The 23,843-nt window shown below is 43.4% G+C and carries 23 protein-coding genes and 1 pseudogene; 8 read left to right on the top strand and 16 right to left on the bottom strand.

The annotated features are described in order from the left end of the window. Positions 1-16 precede the first annotated feature (16 nt). Positions 17-964, top strand: a complete 948-nt coding sequence (uspE, locus tag ACVA54_RS05355) for a universal stress protein UspE (protein ID WP_446649447.1) — start codon at positions 17-19, stop codon at positions 962-964. A 54-nt stretch (positions 965-1,018) separates the two neighbouring features. Here uspE and ttcA read toward each other — a convergent pair whose 3' ends face one another. The 4 genes from ttcA to ACVA54_RS05335 form a co-directional block, all read right to left on the bottom strand. Then, the gene (gene ttcA / locus ACVA54_RS05350; protein WP_099077981.1) at positions 1,019-1,912 is read right to left on the bottom strand and encodes a tRNA 2-thiocytidine(32) synthetase TtcA; all 894 of its coding nucleotides are present in this window, start codon (positions 1,910-1,912) and stop codon (positions 1,019-1,021) included. A gap of 200 nt (positions 1,913-2,112) precedes the next feature. After that, positions 2,113-2,775 carry a DUF2987 domain-containing protein gene (locus tag ACVA54_RS05345; protein WP_099077982.1) on the bottom strand — a complete coding sequence of 221 codons (663 nt, stop codon included), beginning with the start codon at positions 2,773-2,775 and terminating at the stop codon, positions 2,113-2,115. Between the two features lie 19 nt (positions 2,776-2,794). Then, on the bottom strand, positions 2,795-3,628 hold the full coding sequence (locus ACVA54_RS05340) for a glucosaminidase domain-containing protein (protein ID WP_099077983.1): 834 nt from the start codon (positions 3,626-3,628) through the stop codon (positions 2,795-2,797). Beyond that, positions 3,621-4,412, bottom strand: coding sequence for a hypothetical protein (locus ACVA54_RS05335; protein WP_099077984.1), 792 nt, complete (start codon positions 4,410-4,412; stop codon positions 3,621-3,623). The genes ACVA54_RS05340 and ACVA54_RS05335 overlap by 8 nt, the downstream gene beginning before the upstream one ends. A 401-nt stretch (positions 4,413-4,813) precedes the next feature. Between ACVA54_RS05335 and potA the strand changes: the two genes are divergently transcribed. From potA to ACVA54_RS05310, 5 genes are all read left to right on the top strand, one after another. Next, positions 4,814-5,929, top strand: coding sequence for a spermidine/putrescine ABC transporter ATP-binding protein PotA (gene potA, locus ACVA54_RS05330; RefSeq protein ID WP_253252645.1), 1,116 nt, complete (start codon positions 4,814-4,816; stop codon positions 5,927-5,929). After that, positions 5,910-6,770 carry a spermidine/putrescine ABC transporter permease PotB gene (potB, locus tag ACVA54_RS05325; protein ID WP_099077986.1) on the top strand — a complete coding sequence of 287 codons (861 nt, stop codon included), beginning with the start codon at positions 5,910-5,912 and terminating at the stop codon, positions 6,768-6,770. The genes potA and potB overlap by 20 nt, the downstream gene beginning before the upstream one ends. Continuing rightward, positions 6,770-7,540, top strand: a complete 771-nt coding sequence (gene potC / locus ACVA54_RS05320) for a spermidine/putrescine ABC transporter permease PotC (protein WP_099077987.1) — start codon at positions 6,770-6,772, stop codon at positions 7,538-7,540. Before potB ends, potC begins: the two co-directional genes overlap by 1 nt. A gap of 103 nt (positions 7,541-7,643) precedes the next feature. After that, positions 7,644-8,675 (top strand): extracellular solute-binding protein, encoded by a 1,032-nt coding sequence (locus ACVA54_RS05315; RefSeq protein WP_119464248.1) that lies wholly within the window; start codon positions 7,644-7,646, stop codon positions 8,673-8,675. Positions 8,676-8,978: 303 nt separating this feature from the next. Beyond that, the gene (locus ACVA54_RS05310) at positions 8,979-10,016 is read left to right on the top strand and encodes an extracellular solute-binding protein (RefSeq protein ID WP_099077989.1); all 1,038 of its coding nucleotides are present in this window, start codon (positions 8,979-8,981) and stop codon (positions 10,014-10,016) included. A gap of 118 nt (positions 10,017-10,134) precedes the next feature. On the opposite strand, the gene cobB is transcribed toward ACVA54_RS05310, so the two are convergent. Further along, positions 10,135-10,866: a Sir2 family NAD+-dependent deacetylase gene (gene cobB / locus ACVA54_RS05305; RefSeq protein ID WP_446649446.1), complete on the bottom strand. Its 732-nt coding sequence runs from the start codon at positions 10,864-10,866 to the stop codon at positions 10,135-10,137. Between the two features lie 120 nt (positions 10,867-10,986). Between cobB and ACVA54_RS05300 the strand changes: the two genes are divergently transcribed. Further along, complete coding sequence (locus ACVA54_RS05300) at positions 10,987-11,160, top strand: hypothetical protein (protein WP_172438039.1); 174 nt, start codon at positions 10,987-10,989, stop codon at positions 11,158-11,160. A gap of 92 nt (positions 11,161-11,252) precedes the next feature. On the opposite strand, the gene ACVA54_RS05295 is transcribed toward ACVA54_RS05300, so the two are convergent. From ACVA54_RS05295 to ACVA54_RS05255, 9 genes and pseudogenes are all read right to left on the bottom strand, one after another. Then, positions 11,253-11,669 (bottom strand): hypothetical protein, encoded by a 417-nt coding sequence (locus ACVA54_RS05295; protein ID WP_099077991.1) that lies wholly within the window; start codon positions 11,667-11,669, stop codon positions 11,253-11,255. After that, a complete protein-coding gene (locus ACVA54_RS05290) occupies positions 11,653-12,708 on the bottom strand; it encodes a formate dehydrogenase subunit gamma (RefSeq protein ID WP_099077992.1) in 1,056 nt (351 codons plus the stop codon). Before ACVA54_RS05290 ends, ACVA54_RS05295 begins: the two co-directional genes overlap by 17 nt. A 14-nt stretch (positions 12,709-12,722) precedes the next feature. Beyond that, entirely contained in the window at positions 12,723-13,331 is a 609-nt protein-coding gene (gene fdh3B / locus ACVA54_RS05285) for a formate dehydrogenase FDH3 subunit beta (protein ID WP_099077993.1), read from the bottom strand. A gap of 11 nt (positions 13,332-13,342) precedes the next feature. Then, positions 13,343-16,198 carry a formate dehydrogenase subunit alpha gene (locus ACVA54_RS05280; RefSeq protein WP_099077994.1) on the bottom strand — a complete coding sequence of 952 codons (2,856 nt, stop codon included), beginning with the start codon at positions 16,196-16,198 and terminating at the stop codon, positions 13,343-13,345. A gap of 10 nt (positions 16,199-16,208) precedes the next feature. Beyond that, positions 16,209-16,409, bottom strand: coding sequence for a twin-arginine translocation signal domain-containing protein (locus ACVA54_RS05275; RefSeq protein ID WP_446579358.1), 201 nt, complete (start codon positions 16,407-16,409; stop codon positions 16,209-16,211). 73 nt (positions 16,410-16,482) lie between these two features. After that, positions 16,483-17,115, bottom strand: coding sequence for a TorD/DmsD family molecular chaperone (locus ACVA54_RS05270; protein ID WP_099077996.1), 633 nt, complete (start codon positions 17,113-17,115; stop codon positions 16,483-16,485). A 9-nt stretch (positions 17,116-17,124) separates the two neighbouring features. Beyond that, positions 17,125-18,786 (bottom strand): 4Fe-4S dicluster domain-containing protein, encoded by a 1,662-nt coding sequence (locus ACVA54_RS05265; protein WP_099077997.1) that lies wholly within the window; start codon positions 18,784-18,786, stop codon positions 17,125-17,127. Positions 18,787-19,095: 309 nt separating this feature from the next. Beyond that, positions 19,096-19,712 (bottom strand): annotated as a pseudogene (locus ACVA54_RS05260) (DUF3306 domain-containing protein). After that, positions 19,702-20,154, bottom strand: a complete 453-nt coding sequence (locus ACVA54_RS05255; protein ID WP_099077998.1) for a DUF3305 domain-containing protein — start codon at positions 20,152-20,154, stop codon at positions 19,702-19,704. Before ACVA54_RS05255 ends, ACVA54_RS05260 begins: the two are co-directional and overlap by 11 nt. A 327-nt stretch (positions 20,155-20,481) precedes the next feature. On the opposite strand from ACVA54_RS05255, the gene ACVA54_RS05250 reads away from it, so the two are divergent. Beyond that, a complete protein-coding gene (locus ACVA54_RS05250; protein WP_099078138.1) occupies positions 20,482-21,306 on the top strand; it encodes a formate dehydrogenase accessory sulfurtransferase FdhD in 825 nt (274 codons plus the stop codon). A gap of 240 nt (positions 21,307-21,546) precedes the next feature. Here the strand turns inward: ACVA54_RS05250 and ACVA54_RS05245 are convergent, their stop codons facing one another. Together ACVA54_RS05245 and ACVA54_RS05240 are read right to left on the bottom strand one after the other, a co-directional pair. After that, positions 21,547-23,139, bottom strand: a complete 1,593-nt coding sequence (locus ACVA54_RS05245) for an ABC-F family ATPase (RefSeq protein WP_119464245.1) — start codon at positions 23,137-23,139, stop codon at positions 21,547-21,549. 204 nt (positions 23,140-23,343) lie between these two features. After that, positions 23,344-23,835, bottom strand: a complete 492-nt coding sequence (locus ACVA54_RS05240; RefSeq protein ID WP_099078000.1) for an FUSC family protein — start codon at positions 23,833-23,835, stop codon at positions 23,344-23,346. Positions 23,836-23,843: the final 8 nt, after the last annotated feature.

The raw sequence follows: 23,843 nt of genomic DNA, 5'->3' as shown, positions 1-23,843 counted from the left end.
ATAAGTGGGCTTAGTTATGAGTATATACAGTAAGATTCTTGTTGTTGCTGACATCAATCATGATGAGCAGCCAGCTCTTGCAAGAGCAGTTCAATTAGCTCAAAAAAGTGTATCCCGAAGCCGAATCACTTTCTTTCTTTCAATCTACGATTTTTCGTATGATATGACTTCAATGCTATCGGTTGATGAAAGAGATGCTATGCGTCGGGGGGTTATCCATCAACGCGAACTGTGGATGCGTAAGATTGCCCAGCCGTATTTAGAAGATGGATTCGACTTTGATGTTTGTGTTGTTTGGCATAATCGCCCTTATGAAGCAATCATTGCTGAAGTGTTCGCTGGTGATCACGATATAGTGATCAAAGGAACTCGTAAACACGACGTTCTAGAATCTGTCATTTTCACGCCAACAGATTGGCATTTGTTACGTAAGTGCCCTAGCCCGGTACTTCTCATCAAAAATGCGGATTGGCCTGAGCATGCAAGAATTCTTGCTTCTGTTCACGTTGGTTCTGAAAACCCAACTCATATTGACCTGAATGACTCGATGGTAGAGCGTCTTAAAGAAATCAGCAATCGACTCGACGCTGAACCATTCCTCGTTAATGCTTACCCAGTCACTCCAGCTAACATTACCATTGAATTGCCAGAATTCGACCCAACAACTTATACCGATGCCGTTCGTGGGCATCATTTAACGGCAATGAAAGCACTTCGTCAAAAACATGGTTTGAACGAAGAGCAAACCATCGTTGAACAAGGTTTACCAGAAGATATCATTCCAGCAACGGCAGAAAAGCTAAATGCAGCGATGGTGATCCTTGGTACTACAGGGCGTACAGGCTTATCAGCTGTGTTTATCGGTAATACCGCGGAACATGTAATTGATAAAATCAATTGCGATGTATTGGCCTTGAAACCGAACGGTTACATTAGTCCCCTTGATCCTAACACTACCTCGTAATGTTATTTTTTACCGCTAGAAATCAAAATCCCCCAATTATTGGGGGATTTTGATTTAGATGTTAGTGACATCGATAAACATGGACTCATCAATGTTTGTCGAAGATACCACCGCTTCACTAAATTCATATTCTTCGCGATTGCCTTCACGATCCAACGGAAGATTCACAAAATCAAACAATTCGCGGTCCGCCAGTTGACTTGGGCTTACATTCTGAATTGATTTGAAGATCGCTTCGACTCGGCCAGGCGTCTTCTTATCCCATTCAATCAGCATCGCTTTGATTGATTGACGCTGAAGGTTCTCTTGTGAGCCACACAGATTACAAGGAATAATTGGGAATTCTTTGTGTTCTGCGTACTTAATTAAGTCTTTTTCGCGACAGTAAGTCAGAGGGCGAATAACAACGTTACGGCCATCATCAGAGCGTAGCTTTGGTGGCATCGCTTTTAAGCGAGAACCGTGGAACATGTTTAAGAACATCGTCTCAACAATGTCGTCCATATGGTGACCAAGTGCTAGCTTAGTTGCACCAATCTTCTCAGCAAAAGAGTAAAGCGTACCACGACGTAGACGTGAGCATAGGCCACAAGTCGTTTTACCTTCTGGCACCTTCTCTTTCACAACGGAGTATGTATCTTTATCGACGATGTAATAAGGAATGTTCAGTGTTTCAAAGTAGTCCGGCAGAATGTGCTCTGGGAAGCCTGGTTGCTTCTGATCAAGGTTAACCGCAACTACTTCAAATTTAATAGGCGCAGCCTTTTGTAGATTCAGCAGGATATCAAGCATCGCAAATGAATCTTTACCACCGCTTATACATGCCATCACAACATCACCTTCTTCAATCATGTTGTAATCTGCAATGGCATTTCCAACATGTCTTCTTAGACGTTTCTGAAGCTTGTTGAATTCAAGGGTTTCTTTTCTTGTATCTGTTTGGTTCATCACGGGCTCTCACATCGCCGAAAAATCGACTGTAGGACTTCCTAACATGGGTTTCTTTGGGGCGTGGATTATACGGGCTTTTTACGTAGGATTAAATCTTTGTGTGATGGAGTCCATCAATAAATCGCACGAAAAGAGGTCGAAGAGCGTTATAAATAACAAAGAGCTGCTATTGCAGCTCTTTAAAAATCAAATCGCGATTACTTTGTTGCGTTTGGTAGATAAGGTAATACGCGAGTCGTTGGCTGTGGTAAAGTCATATACCCGCCCTCTCCAATTTCGCTCAATGCCACTTGTACTTTGCCATTAACAATCTCCTTTATTGAGCCGTTAGAGAAAGTAATTGTGTCATTGAGTTTGTTTGCGAACTCCATCGTGACACCTTGTACTTCTGGAGTGAACCAATTAGCAAACATACCACCTAGATCTTCTAACAGGGTCTGCATTTGTGGAATAAGTGGCGTAAGTTGTTCGTAAGATACGTTACCCTGTAGTACTTCTTTCGTCATTACTACTAATGAATAATCACAGCGCGTGTCTTTTGATGTGTGCACAAACACCAACGGATTTGCTGATTTAAGGTTTTTGTCGACAGGGAGCGGCAGCTCTTTAGTCGCTGGAATCACGAACTCTTCGTAATGCTCTTCTTTTTCCATCCATGCTTTTTCTATCTCACACAACTGCTTAGTTTTAGAATCCACAAAGAAAATGCCGACTTTTACATCATCATTACCTTCTTTGTTATTGTTCTTTAGTTGCGTGTAGAGCTTAGAGTACGTAAACATGTACTCTTGAGCGTGAGTCGCAGGCGATACTAACACCAACATCGCACTGCCTAGTAAACTTAGGCTTAACTTCTTCATTGAACCGTTATTTCTTTTATTATATCCAGTAAGCGTTATTGTGACGAATCATCGCACGCAAGTCATTAACGTATCCGATACCGCGTTCTGAATATGCGAGCAAACCATGTGTCAGCTCTGATGCTGTCGCCACAGATAACAAATCCTTTTGTTTCCCTGCTAAGTTAGCGCGTATATCACGCAAGTCAGCATAAGCACGGTTACGATTAACATTCATAAAGTAGCCGTGTACAGACTCCTGTACAGTATCAAACATCTTTACTTCATGTGTGTTACCGGCGCCACGTTTTGCAGGAACAATTCCACAGCCCTTCTTATAACACCATTGACCAAACAAGTTGTTCGCTTGAGTAGCAAAACGAGAGGTCCCCCACGCAGATTCATTCGCAGCTTGAGTTAATACTAAAGCTTCTGGCAACACATTTACACGCTTGAACATTTCATCCAACCAAGTTTGCGTGACTGTGTTGTCGTCTAGTGGGAAAGAATAAAGTGCAGCCAAACGCTCTGCATAAGACGTTTGCTCGGAAGTCACATCTCCAACCTGTAATGACGTTAAAAATGCTCGCTCTTTCTCGATACGTTGATTTTCTAACGCAATTTTAGGACGAAGGAAATCAAAGAACGCTGCCTTTTTGTCTTTCGTATCTTTAATCGAATTGAAGTCCGGGATCTCACCTATGTGTGGAAGGTGCGAAAAATCCGGATATGAAACAGGACCTTGCACGACTTGCGGGTCGATTGCATTGCGATATTCGCGGTCGTAGTGCAAATAAGGGCCTACAGAAGCAAAAGTGGCGGCTATTAAGATAGCCGTCACTCGTAAACTCATTGATTTTAAGGATTTAGGCATTAAACACCTGAGAGTTACCATCGTGATCGTTTTGCTGTGTTGCTACGATCTTCAATTTGATACCAAACATTTCGCGGTACAGAATTCCCTTTAAATGGAAGAAGAACGGTAATACGAAAATGAGGCCTATACCATAGAACATTGCCGCAATAATAAACATCAACATGACGCTTAAGTAAAGCCCTGCAACCACAAAAATCTTTTTGTTTATAGCTCGAAGCGACAGTAGCAGCGATTGCATTGGAGGGACTCGCTTTTCACAAATTAGCAAAATCGAATGGCTAAATGCTAAAGATAAATAGAGGGATAGCAATGGAAAAATTGCACCCACCGCACCTTGCAGCACTAAACTAAATAACGTAGCCAAAATGACCGGAATGGTAAACTGAAGCCCCTTTCCTACATGACGAACTTTGGTCTTCAAGCCTGCAACATGGCTCATCGCCATTAGGCTAACACCGGCGTAAATCGGCGCACTGATCACTTCGTAACTAAAGTTTGCGACATAAATGGCGGTAACAATGTCACTAGTAAAAGACTCTGGATTTTGCAACGCATCTAAAATAACGCTTGGGTCACCCAACTGCAGTTGGAGCGCAATATAGAAAATACCCAGTTGGACAAAAAGTAGCAGGATAATTGCAGGCGAAAATGATAAAAATTGCTGAATAGTCGTGCGCCAAGCTTCGCTAAAAACGGCACCCGCTTTTAGTTCGTATTGACCAGAAAGAGCTCGCTCTACACTCCCTCCAAGATTGAAGTCTTTCTCAAAATCGTTGTTCATATATCGTCCAAGGCTAACATGTAAAAATTTTTCTGGAAAACCAGTGTATTAATATTACGCTCATTATAAAGAAATCTGTCGATGTCTAAAATCATAATCCACTTACTAAACTTGCAATATCTGCGATTTGGTCAATAATTAATCACTTGCAAGCTTATGAAATTGAAAACAATTGCTGATTTAAAAATTGGCTTAACAGACTGTAACAATGTCGTTTATATACCTGTAAAAACAGTATGGTAAGGATTGTTTACTTTTGCCTGCAAAATTTTTTCTGTTTCAAGATAAGAAAATGCTTTGATTTCACAATTTTGGTGATTATCATGCGCGCCTCAAAAGTGAATGACTAATGTCACATCAATTGGTCCAAACCCAATTTGAACGTGGGAGAAATACAGACGTTGAACGCTAAACAGCAAGCAGGAAAGCCAGTAGTTCGTCTATCTGGTATTAGCAAAAGTTTCGATGGTAAGGAAATCATCGGTAATTTAAATCTGGATGTTAATCATGGTGAGTTTCTGACGATTCTTGGCCCTTCTGGTTGTGGTAAAACAACAGTTTTACGCATGATCGCGGGTTTTGAAACGGCAGACAACGGTCAAATCGTTTTAGATGATCACGATGTAACCCAGGTTCCTGCAGAGCAAAGGCACGTCAACACAGTATTTCAGAGTTATGCGCTCTTTCCTCATATGACTGTGTTCGAAAACGTTGCATTTGGTCTTCGTATGCAGAAAACACCTGCTGCTGAGATCGAACCACGCGTGATGGAAGCGCTACGAATGGTACGCCTAGAAAAAATGGCGCAGCGTAAGCCTCATCAACTTTCAGGTGGACAACAACAACGCATCGCGATTGCTCGTGCCGTTGTTAACAAACCTAAGGTACTGCTGCTAGATGAATCTCTATCTGCTCTTGATTACAAACTACGTAAACAAATGCAGATCGAGCTAAAACAACTTCAACGTCAGCTAGGAATTACCTTTATCTTTGTAACTCACGATCAGGAAGAAGCCCTATCAATGTCTGACCGCATTATCGTTATGCGTGATGGTGTCATTGAACAAGATGGCTCTCCACGTGAAATATACGAAGAGCCTAAAAACCTCTTTGTGGCTCGCTTTATCGGTGAGATCAACGTATTCAACACGACCATGCTTGAGCGTATCGATGAGAAACGCATTCGAGCAGAAATCGAAGGTGTTGAAGCGGTGGTATACTTCGACGGAGAAGCACAAGCCGGTGACAAACTACAAGTACTACTTCGCCCAGAAGACTTGCGCATCGAAGAGATTAAAGAGTCAGAAGAAAAAGGCATCGTAGGTCACGTGACTGAACGTACCTATAAAGGTATGACATTGGATTCCGTAATTGAGCTGGATTCAGGTATGCGCGTGATGGTAAGCGAATTCTTTAACGAGGATGATCCTGATGTGGACCACTCTCTCGGCCAGAAAGTCGCGATTACTTGGGTTGAGAGCTGGGAGGTAGTACTAAATGATCAGCAAGAAGCTTAATCTTCAGAACGCGATCATTACCCTAATTGTTGGTTGGCTAACACTTTTTGTGTTGATCCCGAATCTAATGATAATCGGTACAAGCTTCCTGACACGTGATGAAGCGAATCTAATTGAATTAACGTTTACCTTCGACAACTACCTTCGTCTACTGGATCCCCTGTATGCGAAAGTGCTAATGCACTCTTTCTACATGGCGATCATTGCGACGTTGTTATGTCTAGTGATTGGTTACCCATTTGCTTATATCGTAGCGAAGATGCCTGAAAGATGGCGTCCGTTCATGTTGTTTTTGGTGATTGTACCGTTTTGGACCAACTCTCTGATCCGTACTTACGGACTTAAGATTGTTCTTGGTACCCAAGGCATTTTGAACAAATCACTGATGGCAATGGAAATCATCGATAAGCCACTGCGCTTAATGTACACCGAAACAGCGGTTATGATCGGTCTCGTTTATATCTTGCTTCCGTTTATGATTCTGCCGCTTTACTCGGCAATCGAAAAGTTAGACAACACGTATATTGAAGCTGCAAAAGATCTTGGTGCGAACAAAATCCAAACGATTACTAAAGTCATTTTACCGTTGACAATGCCTGGTATTATCGGCGGCTGTCTATTGGTACTGCTTCCAGCACTAGGTATGTTCTACATCTCTGACCTTTTAGGCGGTGCGAAGAACCTACTGATCGGTAACGTAATTAAAAGCCAAGTATTGAACGCTCGTGACTGGCCATTTGGTGCAGCAACCAGTATTGCCCTAACCGTCGCAATGGCTATTATGCTGTACGCCTACTATCGCGCAGGTAAACTATTGAATAAGAAGGTGGAGCTAGACTAATGGGACGCACAGTTAGATTTAGCTTTATGACGCTGGTATACGCATTTTTGTATCTGCCAATTATCGTCTTAATTGTTAACTCATTTAATGCCAATAAGTTTGGTATGAAATGGGGTGGTTTCACGACCAAATGGTATGAAACGTTAGTAAATAACGACAGTTTAATGCAAGCTGCATGGCATTCACTAAATGTTGCGGTATTTTCCGCAACGGCTGCTACACTTATTGGTAGTTTGACCGCCGTTGCCCTATTCCGTTACTCATTTAAAGGTAAAGGTGCAGTCAACGGCATGTTGTTTGTTGTAATGATGTCACCTGATATCGTGATGGCCATTTCATTGTTGGCTCTGTTCCTAGTATTAGGCGCACAACTTGGCTTCTTTACTTTATTAATTGCTCACATCACTTTCTGCTTACCATTTGTTGTGGTAACAGTATATAGCCGACTAAACGGATTTGATGTGAAAATGTTAGAAGCGGCAAAAGACCTTGGTGCAAGTGAATGGGTTATCTTAAAACAGATTATCCTTCCTCTTGCTAAACCAGCGGTAGCCGCAGGTTGGTTGCTAAGCTTCACCCTGTCTCTAGACGATGTGATTATCAGCTCGTTTGTAACAGGACCAACCTATGAAATCCTACCATTGAAGATCTATTCAATGGTGAAGGTAGGCATTTCACCTGAGGTGAATGCATTAGCGACGGTTATGTTGATTGTATCTTTGATTTTGGTAGTGATTTCTCAGTTGCTAGCAAGAGAAAAAGTAAAGTAAAATCTACCACCGTCAAATCATCAAACAGAATGCTTACATCCCATTCTGTTTTTCTATCTATCGTCCAGTTAATTGGACAACGTTTGGTTTGGAGCTAACGTCAATGAAAAAATGGGCTACTCTATTAGCTGGTAGTGCATGTGCGCTTTCTCTGTTCTCTGGTTCAGCGGCAGCGGACGACAAAGAATTGGTATTTATGAACTGGGGTCCTTACATTAACAGTAATATCCTAGAGCAATTTACCAAAGAAACTGGCATCAAGGTTATCTACTCGACTTACGAGTCGAATGAAACGTTGTATGCAAAGCTAAAAACTCATAACCAAGGTTATGATCTAGTCGTACCTTCAACTTACTTCGTCGCAAAGATGCGTGATGAAGGTATGCTACAAAAAATCGACAAGTCTAAGCTGAAAAACCTCGGCAACCTAGATACAAATTACCTAGATAAGCCTTTCGATCCAAAGAATGACTACTCTATTCCACACGTTGTTGCGATTACAGGTCTAGCAGTGAATGCTGACATGTACGATCCAAATGACTTCCAAAGCTGGGCTGACTTATGGAAACCTGAGCTTGAAGGTCAAGTAATGCTGATGGACGATACTCGTGAAGTATTCCACATTGCACTGCGCAAACTGGGTTACTCTGGTAACACCACAGATCCAAAACAGATTGACGAAGCATACGCAGAGCTGCAAAAGCTAATGCCAAACGTACTAGTATTTAACTCTGACAACCCAGGCGCACCTTACATGTCTGGTGAAGTTGGTGTTGGTATGCTTTGGAATGGTAGTGCGGCAGCAGCTCAAAACGAAGGCATGAACCTGAAGCTTGTATTCCCTAAAGAAGGTGGTATCGGTTGGGTTGATAACTTTGCTATCTCTTCTGGTGCTAAAAACGTAGATGCTGCTCACAAAATGATCGACTTCTTACTGCGTCCAGAAATTGCTGAGCAAATCTCTCGTGATACTGGTTATCTAACAGCGGTTGCAGAATCTAACGCGAAGTTCAAAGACGTTGCTCCACTGTTCCCTTCTCAAGAAGATCTTGACCGAGTTGAATGGCAAGATTCTGTCGGTGACATGACAGTGAAATACGAAGACTACTTCCTGAAGCTGAAAGCGGGTCAATAATCTGCTTAAAAAGGCATCTACTAAAAAAAATAGGCAGCAATACGCTGCCTATTTTTGTCATTGACTGATATACTTTTATACCCTATTAACTTGAGAGTTCAGAGTGTCATCACTATTTCGAATTCGAGGTTATTTAGGTAAACGTAGCCAGGTTTATTTGACGCGGCTTCAAACATTGTCACCTATTTATCCAATAATGATTGAGGTTGGTGATCCGAATAAACAGGATTGTGCTTATCGCAATGGGTCTATCAATACCATCCGGTGTTGGTATGTGCTATTGCTGAACAAAACGGAAAACAAATGAAAAGTAAATTCTACGCAAGCGCACTGTGTGCAGCGACTCTAATCGCTACCCCTGCAATGGCGGCTGATCAAGAACTTTATTTCTACAACTGGTCGGAATATATTCCAAATGAAGTTCTTGAAGACTTTACAAAAGAAACTGGGATCAAGGTCATCTACTCTACGTACGAGTCAAATGAAAGCATGTACGCAAAGTTGAAAACTCAAGGTTCTGGTTACGACTTGGTAGTACCGTCTACCTATTTCGTATCAAAAATGCGTAAAGAAGGCATGCTGCAACAGATCAACAAAGAGAAATTGTCTCATTTTGCTGATCTAGACACTAACTTCCTGAACAAGCCGTTCGACCCGAATAACAACTACTCTATCCCATACATTTGGGGTGCGACGGGTATTGGTATCAATGCAGACATGCTAGATAAGTCTTCTGTGACTAAATGGGATGATTTCTGGGACAGCAAGTGGGAAGGCCAACTGATGCTGATGGATGATTCTCGCGAAGTATTCCACATTGCATTGAGTAAGCTTGGTTACTCACCTAACACAACGAATCCAGATGAAATAAAAGCCGCTTACGAAGAGCTGAAGAAGCTAATGCCAAACGTATTGGTATTTAACTCAGACTTCCCAGCGAACCCATACCTAGCAGGCGAAGTTTCACTTGGTATGCTTTGGAATGGCTCTGCATACATGGCTCGTCAAGAAGGCGCGAACATCGACATCATCTGGCCAGAAAAAGGCTCTATCTTCTGGATGGACAGCCTAGCAATTCCAGCTGGCGCTAAGAACGTTGATGCTGCGCATAAGATGATTGACTTCCTATTACGTCCAGAAAACGCAGCTAAGATTGCACTAGAGATTGGTTACCCTACTCCAGTGAAAACCGCACACGAGCTACTACCGAAAGAATTTGCTAACGATCCAAGTATCTTCCCACCACAAGAAGTGATGGACAGCGGCACATGGCAAGATGAAGTTGGTGAAGCAAGCGTGCTTTACGATGAGTACTTCCAAAAACTAAAAGTAGACAACTAATCAGTCTGTCGAATTAGTTTAGAAAAGCGGCTTCGGTCGCTTTTCTTGTATCTGGAGTATGGACAAGTACCCGGTCCAAAACACAATGCATAGGAATATTTGTGTCCTACACGTTTGTTTAAGCGCTAGCTTCGTTTTCTAGCGCAAGAATTTCGGCAACCAATTTTGGCACTTCAACGCTTGCTTTGCCGTAACGTTTCTCTTCAAACTCACTCTCGACTGCACTTGGTTCTAAATTGATTTCAATGGTATGCGCACCATTCATCTTCGCGTCATGAACAAAACCTGCAGCAGGATACACAACGCCAGAGGTACCGATAGAAATGAACAAATCTGCCTCTTCTAGGGCGGCATAGATTTCTCCCATTCGCAAAGGCATTTCACCAAACCACACTATGTGTGGACGCATTTGTGAAGGAATTTGGCAACAATGGCACAGCTCACCGGTTTGAATGTCTTTCGAATGTTCAATGACTTGATTTGATTCACTACAACGAGCCTTTAGTAACTCACCATGCATATGAATAATGTTGCTGCTGCCGCCTCTTTCATGAAGGTTGTCGATATTTTGGGTAATGACAGTCACTTTGCCCGAAATTTCTGCTTCAAGGCGTCCTAGCGCGATATGTGCGGCATTAGGTTGTATATCTTCACCCTGCAGTTTTTTTCGGCGTTGATTATAAAAACTTTGGACCAGATCCGGATCACGCGCAAAACCCTCAGGTGTCGCTACATCTTCAATGCGATGATTTTCCCATAGGCCATCTTGAGCGCGAAACGTTTGAATACCGGATTCTGCCGAAATACCAGCCCCAGTTAGTACTACAATATTTCTATAAGGGAAATTCATAACTCATCCTTGTCGTTCTTTTTCACAAGCTTAACACTGGAAGATTAACAACAGTAGTAATATGGATTAGACCATAGTCGTAATGACGTTAACTAATGTTTCGTTTTGAGAGGAAAAACAATGACGCGAGCCGTTTTAGCTCTTTTTTTACTTACCACCCTAGCGGGCTGTCAACTCACACACGTTGAAGGTGAAATTGACGACGTGAAAGTCAAAGTGAGTACGAACGATAGCAAGCACTCTGGTAATGGTAACTTCTGTCCTCCTGGTCAAGCTAAGAAAGGCAACTGTTAATACTTGCTTTGAAAGATAATAAGCATAAAAAACCCTCGATAAATATCGAGGGTTTTACGATTATAGCCTCACGCTTATGAAACCATCATTCTTTACAGATTTGGGCCAGTTGAAGGACGATGAGGCAAATTATTACGTAGCTGTTGCATACCTTGATACATACGTAGGAACCACACGAGAATCGCTAGTGCAGCAAACAGCATGCCTATCCATGGAATAAAGTATGCGATGGTATCCAGTAGTGAACTGTGTACCCAATAGTCGCTCACACCAATTAATACACCATTCGACGTTGCAACCGTTACGATCAAAACCACGAAGAACGTCAGGTAAAGGAAAAAAGTACGAATCAAGCCATAATAATGAGAGTTCACCACATCGCTGTCATCACCTTTATCCAAACGGTAACCTGCATAAATGATTGCGATAACGCCTGAGATCAAAAACGTAAACGGGGTCAAACAGCTCAGGATGTATGCAACCCAAATCCCGTTATGATGTTTGTTCATTCGCTTTCGCTCCTTTTACTTCCGTTTGTGCCACGTTTGAGTCACCAATGGCGCCTTGAGACTTCACATCTTCATACCAAAGATCGTGGTGCTCTTTCGCCCAGGTTTCGTCGACTTCACCAGTGACCATTCCCTCTAGCGCACCTTCCATACCGAACAGACCAATGTAGATGTGGAAGATAAAGCCACAGATCAAGATAAGCGCCGATATTGCGTGAATAAGGTTAGACAGTTCCATATCACGACGAGTCTGGCCAAAAATCGGGAAATCCAAAACTAAGCCACTGACCGCGGCGATGGCACCAAAGAAGATTAGCAACCAGTAGACTGCTTTCTCACCACCGTTAGAGAACCCTGCTGATGGGTGCGTTCCTTTGTGCTTACCAACCATACCACCCATTTTCATAAACCAACGAATGTCAGTCATATTAGGGATGGATTTGCGCCACCATTTCAGCAGTACAAAGATGAGCAAGATAAAGAACAACGGCCCGATGTAGTTGTGGTATTGCTTCGCGAGCATCACTACAAAGCCCCAGAACTCGGTCGATACATATGGTTTTAAGAAGTGTTTACCGTAAACCAACATTAAGCCGCTGAATGCCAATGTTAAAAATGTAAACGCCATACTCCAGTGAAGTGCCCGGTCTAATCGAGACCAGCGTTTTATCTTTTTACCCGTTCTAGGCTTACTTAGCATCAGAGGACCTACGAATAAGTAAGCCATGATCACCATTGCGATACTACCGAAAATAGCCACAGCACCAGCTGGAGACATCCATTTTTCTTTCAGTAAATACCATGCCTCGCCAGGCGTATTGATTAACACTTCATGCTCCGGAGACATGGATCCTGTTGTACCTGCCTCTCCATCTCTGACTTGACGCCAGAAATCAGCACCTGCAAGTTGGATAACTTCTGCCTTCACAATTTGTTGAGCTTGGCTCTCTTCTGCATGAACTGGTAACGTCACAGCCAGCAACAATGCTGTTAACACAAACAGCATTGCCAGAGGCGCACGTTTAATGGAATGTAACATGAGTCTCTCCTAGATCAGCTTTTGGTCGCATCATAAGAAAGGTCGTTTCCGTCAGTCCAACCTGCGTTTTTCGCTCCGCGTTCAACCACTCGTTCACGAAAGATGTCTGAAATTTTTTCAGCGTCTCCGGCCAGCAAAGCCTTTGTTGAACACATTGACGCACATAAAGGTAGTTTGCCTTCTGCGATTCGATTTGAGCCGTAAAGCATTTTTTCTTTCTCAGAGTTAGGCGGTAAATCTGGGCCACCTGCACAGAATGTACATTTGTCCATTTTCCCTCTTTCCCCAAATGCGTTTTGTTTTGGAAACTGTGGTGCGCCGAACGGGCAAGCGAATAAACAATAGCCACAGCCGATACACAAATCTTTGTTATGTAAGACGATACCATCTTTAGTTTGAACAAAACAATCGGCCGGGCAAACGGCCATACAAGGTGCATCGCTGCAGTGCATGCATGCTACCGAGATAGAGTTCTCACCTGGCTCGCCTTCATTTAAGGTAACAACACGACGACGCTGAATACCCCATGGCACAGCTTCAGTATTTGCGTTTTTACATGCCGTCACACAACCATTACAGTCGATACAGCGCTTGGTATCACAAAGGAATTTCATTCTTGCCATTTTAGTGCTCCTTACGCTTTGCGAATGTTACATAGAGTTACTTTCGTTTCCTGCATCAAGGTAACAGGGTCGTAACCGTAAGTGGTTGCCGTATTAGCCGCCTCACCGATAACGTAAGGGGCTGAACCTTCAGGATATTTATCAAGAAGACTCTCACCTTCGAATTTCCCACCAAAATGGAATGGTAAGAATGCTAAACCTGGTTTTACACGCGATGTAACCATTGCTTTCACCTTAATACGCCCGTTTTCTGCACCTTCAACCCAAACGTCGTCTCCATCTTTAAATCCAAGATCGTTTGCGTCTTTCAAGTTCACTTCTACAAACATTTCTTGTTGAAGCTCGGCCAACCAAGGGTTAGAACGCGTTTCTTCACCACCACCTTCGTACTCTACTAAACGGCCAGAGGTTAGAATAATCGGGTATTCTTTCGCTTTATCCTGCTCTTGGATTGATTTATACAATGTAGGTAAACGGAAGATAGAAGCCTTATCGTCCCATGTTGGGTAATCTACAAGTAAATCTCTTCTTGGTGTATAAAGAGGTTCACGATGCAATGGCACACGATCCGGGAATGTCCACACAATTGCGCGAGCCTTAGCGTTACCAAACGGAATACAACCGTGTTTAATCGCCACGCGTTGGATCCCACCAGATAAGTCAGTCTTCCAGTTTTTATCTTCTGCCGCAACTTTCTCTTCTGCCGTTAGGTCATCCCACCATCCAAGCTGTTTGAGCATTTTGTCAGTAAATTCTGGATAGCCGTCTTTAAGTTCACAGCCTTTCGAGTAGCTATCTACCGCCAGTAGGCTTTGACCTTCAAATTCAACACCGAAACGTGCACGGAAGTTACCACCACCTTCAGCAACGGTCTTAGACGTGTCATAAAGTATGTGAGTTCCTGGGTGTTTCATCTCAGGTGTACCCCAGCATGGCCACGGTAACCCGTATGTTTCGCCATTTACTGGACCACCAACCGCTTCAAGTGTATTGAAATTGAATGTATGCCAGTTCTTCTGATGGAGTTTTAAGCGCTCAGGGCTTTGACCTGTATATCCAATCGTCCACATGCCTTTGTTGAATTCGCGAGTAATGTCTTCGATTACAGGCTGGTTGTTCTCAACTCGGATGTTTTTGAACAGAACATCTTCATACCCAAGTTTTTTCGTCAATAGGTACATGATTTCGTGGTCAGGTTTCGAATCAAATAGTGGTTGAATAACCTGATCACGCCATTGAATTGAACGGTTTGACGCTGTCACACTACCGTGTGTTTCAAACTGAGTCGTAGCAGGAAGCAAGTAAACGCCATCAGTACGATCGTTCATTACCGCAGCAACGGTTGGATATGGATCAACAATCACCATCATATCCAGCTTCTGCATTGCTTTTTTCATCTCTGGACCACGGGTCTGAGAGTTTACTGCGTGTCCCCAGTAGAACATGCCACGAATATTGGCACGTTGACGTATTTTATCTGTTTGTTCTAGAACACCGTCAATCCAGCGAGAGACAGGAATACCTGCGCTGTTCATTGGCTTTTGACCAGCGTAAGTATTGTTATCAAAGCGGTTTTTCACCCACTCGTAATCAAGATCCCAGACTTTCGACCAGTGACGCCATGCGCCTTCCGATAAACCATAGTAACCGGGTAACGTGTCAGATAGTACACCCAGATCTGTCGCGCCCTGCACGTTATCATGGCCACGGAAAATGTTCGCACCACCACCCGATTTACCTAAGTTACCTAATGCGAGTTCAAGTATGCAGTATGCACGAGTATTATTGTTACCTGTCGTGTGCTGGGTTCCTCCCATACACCAAACAATAGAGCCAGGGCGATTTTCTGCTAGAATTTTGGCGGTCTTGTAGACTGTCGCTTCATCCGCTCCCGTCACGTTTTCTACAACTTCAGGGCTCCATTTTTCTACTTCAGCACGAATTTCGTCTAAGCCAAACACTCGCTGGTAAATGAACTCTTTATCTTCCCAATTGTTTTTGAATACATGCCACAACACACCCCAGATAAAGGCAACATCAGTGCCAGGACGAATTGAAACATAGTGATCGGACTTGGCAGCTGTTTTTGTGCGACGTGGGTCAACAACAACAATCTTACAACCATTGGTCTCTTTGGCTATAAGAATGTGCTGCATCGCAACAGGGTGCGCTTCCGCTGGGTTCGAACCAATAAACAATATGGACTTGCAGTTGTGCATATCATTGAACGAGTTGGTCATCGCACCGTAACCCCAAGTGTTTGCAACACCGGCAACGGTTGTTGAGTGACAAATTCGCGCTTGGTGGTCAACGTTGTTGGTACCCCATAACGACGCCATTTTACGGAACATGTACGCTTGTTCGTTGTTGTGTTTTGCACTGCCTAACCAGAAAATAGAGTCAGGACCTGATTCTTCACGAATCTTCAGTGTCTGCTGGCTGATTTCTTCTAATGCTTGTTCCCAAGAAAGCTTCTTCCACTTACCGTTTTCAAGTTTCATTGGGTACTTAAGACGACGTTCGCCATGGCCATGCTCACGCAATGCAGCGCCTTTTGCACAGTGGCCACCGGCATTGAACGGATGATCGAATGCGGGCTCTTGGTCAGTCCACACACCATTTTGAACTTCAGCGTAAACACCACAACCCACAGAGCAGTGTGAACATATAGTACGTTTCTGCTCAACCTTTGCTTCTGGATCGACACTTTTTGCTTGTGCTTTTTTCATCATGCCCGGTGCAAATAGGCTTGTACCCACAACAGCGCCACCAGCAGCGAGCGAGGAGTTTTTCATAAACGAACGGCGTGAAATGCCAAGCTGATTCGTTTGCTTGCTCACACTGTCGGAGCGTTTGACTAATTTCATTCGTTATCTCCTAAAGTGTGTTGTAGTAATCACGAATATGTTGCGTTTCGCGATACCCTGTCTTCTTCACGTCTTTTTCAGAGGTCTCAACCGTTTCTGAAGCGCTTGCCACTCTTGTTGTTCCAGCGACAACCGCACTAGCTACGGCTGCAGTTGTTAAGCCTTTCAGGAGATCCCTGCGGCTTGTGTTTATTTCTTTATTATCTTTCATCATTGCTTCCTTACCTTACGGTAGAACTGTGGAGACTTATGCCTCTCTATCGATATGTCCAAGTACTACTCGATTACTCGTAATCAGTGACGTTTTTCACATCAATCTTTAATTTGTGCTTACTGCTTTTGGTATTTACGCTAAAGCGCACTTGCTCTAGGGTTAAGAATGCTTCACACAGTTGGGCAACAGGCTTGTAGAAGTTCGCGCTCTGTGCCTTTTCAAGTTGACGAGTAAATAAGGCAAACCAAGGGGCGATGTGTTTGTTGAACACCGCTTGTTGTAGCGCTTCATCTTCCCCTGTAAGCATCGACATCACTTCGCAAAGTGCAGCAATGTGATCTTCTGGCTCTTTCACCTGCTCATCGCGCTCGATACCAATCAATGCTAAATCCCGACGGATTTCTGCTAATGGTTTTTCCATTAACGATCCAGTTAAATGCCATGAGCTGAAAGGCATCACTTCGCCGCGGCCAATACCAATAAAAAGATTTTGGTATTCGTCTTCTAGATCTTCATGACTTGATTCTTTCGCCGCTTGCTGCAGTGCGACCCACGCTTTTTGCATCGCACTTTCAGATGGTTCAATTTCTAACGCCGTCAAAAATTCAATCATTTCTGGTGTTGGTGCACTGCGACAAAGGGCTGAAAGAACTAAGTAGATCTCTGCTCTCAGTGTTTGTTCTTGTTCTAGTTGCGTATTCACTGCAAGCTCCTAGTATTTCAATTGTTTCATTGGCTCTGCCGCCATCGATTCAAACATATCGATCACACGACAGTCTTCACACATGGCAATACGGTTAATCGCGGCTTCGTCCGAGAAATGAGAGTGACCACGTAACTTATTCTGTAACATATCAATCATAGTCTGTGGTGCGAAAGGTTTATGGCAACGCACACATTCCGCTGCTTTTTCCTCATGAATTACAACTGCTTTCTGGCGTTCTTCTTTCACCCAATTCATGCGAGGTATTAGCGTCAGAACATTTTCAGGACACGCTTTTGCACATAAGCCACATTGAATGCAGTCTTGTTCGACGAATTTAAGCGATGGCGATTGACCGTCGGTATGTAGAGCACGTGTTGGACAAACCGCCACACAACTCATGCACAACGTACAATCTTTGCTCTGGCAAGAAACATTACCGTATGGAGCGTTCGCTGGCAGTTCGACTATGTTCTCTACAGGAATTCGAGAAGAAGACATGGCATCAAGCGCAGTAAATAGGCGTTGACGCTTATTGCCTTGCAGATCGCCTAGAGCAAGATCGAATGAATCTGTGCAAAGTGTCGGCGGACCTTCACGTAGCGATTCCAAGTAAAGGATATCGATGGTCTCTTTGGCGATACCAAGTTGATCCAACAGATGTTGCGCGATCCCCACTTCGTTGTTCAGAATACGAATAATCGTTTGTGGCATAAAGCGAGAAGCCGCGAACAACACTTGTGTCGCGCCATTCACCAACGCAGCGAACCAAGTATCAATACCGATAGAAGGTAGCTCTTCCACCACAATTGGTATCACATTATCTGGCAGCATTTTCAGTGCCATTACATTGTAGCTTTCATGACGAGAACTACAGATAATCACGATAGGATCAAGTCCACCAGCAAGCTCATAATTAGCGAGCATACGCTCGATAAATTTTTGTGTTTCTTCTGGATTTGGCAGCGCATAATGGATTGCTTCGGTCGGACAAGCTGTTGCACACGTACCCACACCCTGACATAGGTATGGGTTAATCTCGATACGGTGACCGGTCTTATCGCTACCTTCACTTGATAGTGCGCCAGCAGGACAAGCATCCACACAGCGCTCACAACCTTTTACGCCACGAGAACTGTGCGCACACAGGTCAGTGTCCAGACGGAAGAATTTTGGCTTATCAAACGTACCCATTAACATTGGGATTTCTTCTAGCGCTTCTGCCAGTTTTGGATAGCCGCGTCCTACTGGGTAATAGCCCGGAACTGGAACCTCTTCTGACATACAGCTGCTTAAACAAAGATCGAGAACAACATCGAAACAATCACTATTAATAGCGACTTTTGCTAGGTTGCTTGTTAGACCGTTTTTTTCGATAAGCACTTCAAACGTACCTAGAAAACCAGAAATCTGAACCGAGTTTGCAAAGTAAAGTTCTGGATTAGAACCTTTCTCTCCATCGGTAGAAAGCAGTGTCAGGCTGTTCATTTGAGATAGCTGTGCGGCGGCACTCTCGATGATGGCTGTCGGTCCAACAATCAGTGTATTACCGCCACTCTCGTAGCTCACCGTTGGTGGAATAAGATTGGTCAACTCTACGGTATTCTCAAACGCATATAGACGCGCTTTACCGTTATTGGAAGTTGCTTGTTCTAATAGTTGTTTCAACATTGCTCAGTTCCATTTATACGTATGGATAGTTTCTTCCATCTTTCATTGTAGTTAGCGCAGGTGATTCTGCTGATTAACTCGGCAGTAACTACCCCTTTAGGTAGCACTTCATGGGTTATCAATGCCTAATAGGCAACTTTTCTAACTTCAAAAAGAATAGTAATGAGCAACAGGATGCAAATGTCGCGCCAATTAAATATCTTTTTATTTTCAAATACTAAGCTATTCACCTTGAACATTGTAGGAATAAAAAAACCGACTGGGACATTTTGTCGCAGCCGGTTCATTGAGCGTTTGGTCAAAATGTACCTATTCTTTATGAGGTATATTTTGTCCCACCTCTTCAGGTTTCATTTTGTCTCTGGTGTATCACTTTCACCAAACACTGTTTTTATATCCAGGTCTTTTTGTTCCTCAGGGATTTCGCCACCTTCGGTTGGTTCTGCATCAGTCGCTTCAATGTCACTTTTTTCATTAAATTCGGATAGTTGTGAATCTTCTTCTGCTGGTTCTTCTTCAGTTTTCTCTTTCACCCAATCACGAAGTGTTTCTGCAACGCCTTCAGAAAGCGACTTTAGGTTACTGTAGTCATCGTCGTAATCATCCAAACCATCACGAACGTTAAACTCTTCTGATAAGAACATCTTACGCAATGCTGCTTTCTTAACACTCTCTGAAGCCTCAGACACCAATAGCTGCGCTACGGACACCTCTTCAGGATCGTTTGATTCGCTTGAGGCCTCTTGAGCTGAAGCACCTAGTGTCTCCGCTGCCACTGCTTTCGTTTCAGTATTTGGTTCTTCTTGTGTTTGTGCTGTTTCTGGTTCAATAAGTTTATTAGACTCCACAACCTCAGCGTCTTTAAGTTCGGTTATGGATTCTTCTAATTTACGTTTCGACCAACGGCTAAAAAAATTAGTTGCCATTTGCTCTGCCCGCTCCTTTTCGTTTCTTACGTCTTACTTCTAACAATTCACCGTGACGACCAATAAAGGCTTCCATCCAAGCTTGAACGGCTAACGGCATATCATTGGATAATACTAAGTTATCGCCATCCATATATTGCGCAGCGACAGTTTGAGACGCTGTAATTAATTGAATGGTTGGTGTATCACTAGAATCAAGATTGTCCATAACCAAGAAAAGCTTCGGCTGCTGTGAGCTCAGGTTAAAGCGATAATCGGTGCGTTCATCTTTATGCAGCTGTAATAAGCACACATGTTGAGTGTCTTCGGTTGGATAAATTTCAAACCTCGTCAATTGCCACTGCGTCGTAACCCAAATACCCGTGCTTATCTCATGCTGTACGAGATCGACACCTATCGACCACAAATCTTCATTTTTTACGAACTGCTTCTTATCCGACATAATTCACCCAATTTGTTCTATGTTGACTTTAAGACAGAAAAGGACATGTTGTACTTTGCTTTCAACCATTTTAGCGGTAAAAAGCAATATACGCGCCAAACTGAGCTCAATCTTCACTAAGCTCATAAATTCAAAACTAGTAGAAATTCAAATATTACCTGTGTCATTGCTGCGATATCGCGGAATTAATTCATAATCGTACCAATGCCTCGCAATTTCCCGCATTACAGCTATTTTGGAATGAGAATTGCTCTGTAAGTAGCGTTAAGACGAATAGACCCATTAATGAGAACGTTCATCGGCTCTCTCATTCATTAGGACATGACTGTGGTAAAACCAAACATTATTAAAACCAGTGAAAATCCCCTACAGACCATCGAAGTAGAAGTGTTTGACGAATACGGCGAGAAGCTGACTAAGCAAATCGCGTGTGAGCGCCCTCTTACCGTGATGTTGAACTGGAAGGAAGTTGTTACGCTAATGACGCTTGGCTCTCGCCCTGAGGCTCTTGTGTTGGGTTATTTAAAGAACCAAAGCTTCTTGTCTGATTCTAAAGCGATTGAATCCGTCATCATTGATTGGGAAACACACTCGGCTGCGGTTATTACTAAAGAAAATACCGAACACCTAGAGGGCGCGCTTAAGAAGAAGACTGTGACCTCTGGTTGTGGTCAAGGCACTATGTACGGCAACGTGATGAAGCAGCTCGAAGATTACCAAGTGCCTCAAGTGCCATTGAAGCAATCTGAAATCTACGCAGCGCTTGAAGCGTTAACGCATTACAACGACACCTACAAAAAAGCTGGTGCAGTGCATGGCTGTGCGGTGTGTAAAGGTAATGAAGTGCTGTCTTTTGTGGAAGATGTTGGTCGTCACAACGCGGTTGATACGTTGGCTGGAGAAATGTGGCTTAACCAAGAGACGGGTGAAGATAAAATTTTCTACACAACTGGCCGCCTTACATCAGAGATGGTGATTAAAGTCGCACAGATGGGCATTCCTGTTCTGTTGTCACGTTCTGGTGTGACACAAATGGGTCTGGATCTGGCGAAGAGATTTGGTATTACCACCATTGCTCGTGCAAAAGGTCTTCGCTTCCAAGTGTTCACTGGCGCAGAGAAGGTTGCTTTTGACGTAAAAGGTGAACAATAACCTTTTTCGTCTTCTAATTAATTTTACCGAGTACATTGAGGCTTATTCAAATGGATGTGAACGATGAACAGCGAGCGACTATTGAATTACCTACTGACTCCCAGTAGCATCATTCTGTCAGTGGTGATTACGCTCGCCCTTGTTGGTATAGGCACTTACCTCAAGGGACAATTCAAAGAATAAACGACATAAAAAAAGACCTCGCTAAGGAGGTCTTTTTCTTTAAGCTAACAAGCAATATTAGTGGTCGATACCACGAGATTTTAGGAACTCAGAGTAAGTGCCTTTAAAGTCTGTGATTTTACCATCGCGGATTTCGATGATACGTGTTGCTAGTGAGTCTACGAATACACGGTCGTGCGATACGAAGAACAATGTACCTTTGTACTGCTCTAGTGCCGTGTTCAATGATTCGATCGATTCCATGTCCATGTGGTTGGTTGGTTCGTCCATTAACAGCATGTTTGGTTTGTGCATCATTAGCTTACCAAGCAGCATACGACCTTGCTCACCACCAGACAGTACTTTTACTGACTTCTTAATGTCATCTTGGCCAAACAACATGCGACCTAGGAAGCCGCGAACAACTTGCTCGTCGTCACCTTCCTGACGCCATTGCCCCATCCAATCGGTTAAGTTCATGTCTTCCGCGAATTCATGAGCGTGGTCTTGTGCGTAGTAACCGATGTTCGCGTTCTCAGACCATTTGAACTCACCAGTACGTGGTTCTAGTACACCAGCAAGTGTGTTCAATAGGGTTGTTTTACCCACGCCGTTCTCACCGATGATAGCAACGCGCTCGCCGACTTCGAAAATTGCATTGAAGTTAGCAAACAGATCGTCTTCAAAACCTTGGCTTAGGTTTTCAACAATCAGAGCGTTACGAAATAGCTCTTTTGATTGTTCAAAACGAATGAATGGGTTTTGACGGCTAGACGCTTTCACTTCATCAAGTTTGATTTTATCGATTTGCTTAGCACGAGATGTCGCTTGTTTTGCTTTTGATGCGTTTGCAGAGAAACGTGCCACGAACGTTTGAAGTTCAGCAATCTGCGCTTTCTTCTTCGCGTTATCAGACAGTAGACGTTCGCGAGCTTGAGAAGCCGCTGTCATGTACTCATCGTAGTTACCTGGGTATACACGTAGCTCACCGTAATCCAAGTCAGCCATGTGGGTACATACTGAGTTTAGGAAGTGACGGTCATGCGAAATGATGATCATAGTGCAGTTACGCGCGTTTAGCGTGTCTTCCAACCAACGGATCGTATCCATATCCAAGTTGTTGGTTGGTTCGTCTAGTAGCATTACGTCTGGGTCAGCAAATAGAACCTGCGCTAGAAGCACACGAAGCTTCCAACCTGGTGCGACTTCGCTCATTAAGCCGAAGTGTTGCTCCATTGGAATGCCCACAGCAAGAAGAAGCTCACCCGCTTTTGCTTCTGCCATGTAGCCATCCATTTCTGCAAACTGAACTTCAAGATCAGCCACTTTCATGCCATCTTCTTCACTCATTTCTGGCAAAGAGTAAATGCGGTCACGTTCTTGCTTCACCTCCCACAGTTCTTTATGGCCCATGATTACTGTATCAATAACCGTGAACTCTTCGTATGCAAACTGATCCTGGTTTAGTTTTGCAACACGCTCGTTTGGATCGTAGCTTACGTTTCCACTGGTTTGCTCAAGCTCACCACTTAAGATCTTCATGAAGGTTGATTTACCACAACCGTTAGCACCGATTAAGCCGTAGCGATTCCCGTCCCCGAACTTAACTGAGATATTTTCAAATAGAGGCTTCGCACCGAATTGCTGCGTAATGTTATTTGTAATTAGCATATGACTACTATGTGGGAAATGTGATTTGGAGCGCATTATATGCGTTATTGAACCGTAAAGACAGTTAAGAAACGACAAAAGACTACTCAGGGTACGATGACCTAAGCGTGCCTATAAGTAACGACCAAGACCCCTTACTCTAATGCTAATAATAACTACACTATACCCAGGCATCTCGAGGTTACTTGGGTATATATACAACCATTATTTAGTAGAAGCGGGAAAGAATGACATAAGTTTACTAACCAATAACGCACTCGCTATACCAATGCCACTTTCCAGAAATCGCATACTCGCATTCTGAAACGGATTTACATCAGACATAGTCGAAACAATAATGATGACGGAGAATGTCACACACGCTAATTTAATATGTTGTGTAACGTGGAATAAGCTGCAGACAAACACGGTAAGTCCAATAAGCAAAGCAAAACTTATGATATGAAATGGGATAAACCCTAGATAAATCGTTGCAATCACGCCGCCAATAAATGAACCAATTAATCGATTCTTCGCTGTGCTTAGATTTTGCTTCCAACTATCCGCCTCTATTACAATCACACCTGAAATGACAGACCACATTCCCCCTAACAAAGCCGTGCTAGGGTAAATCCAGAGATTGATGTAATAGCCTAATGTAAAGGCAATCAACCCCATCAACATATAGCGAATAGAAAGACGTAAATGCACATTCATCGATAGGG

Source organism: Vibrio sp. PNB23_22_6, from assembly GCF_052877535.1.
This window is presented reverse-complemented; position numbering and strand designations above follow the sequence as displayed.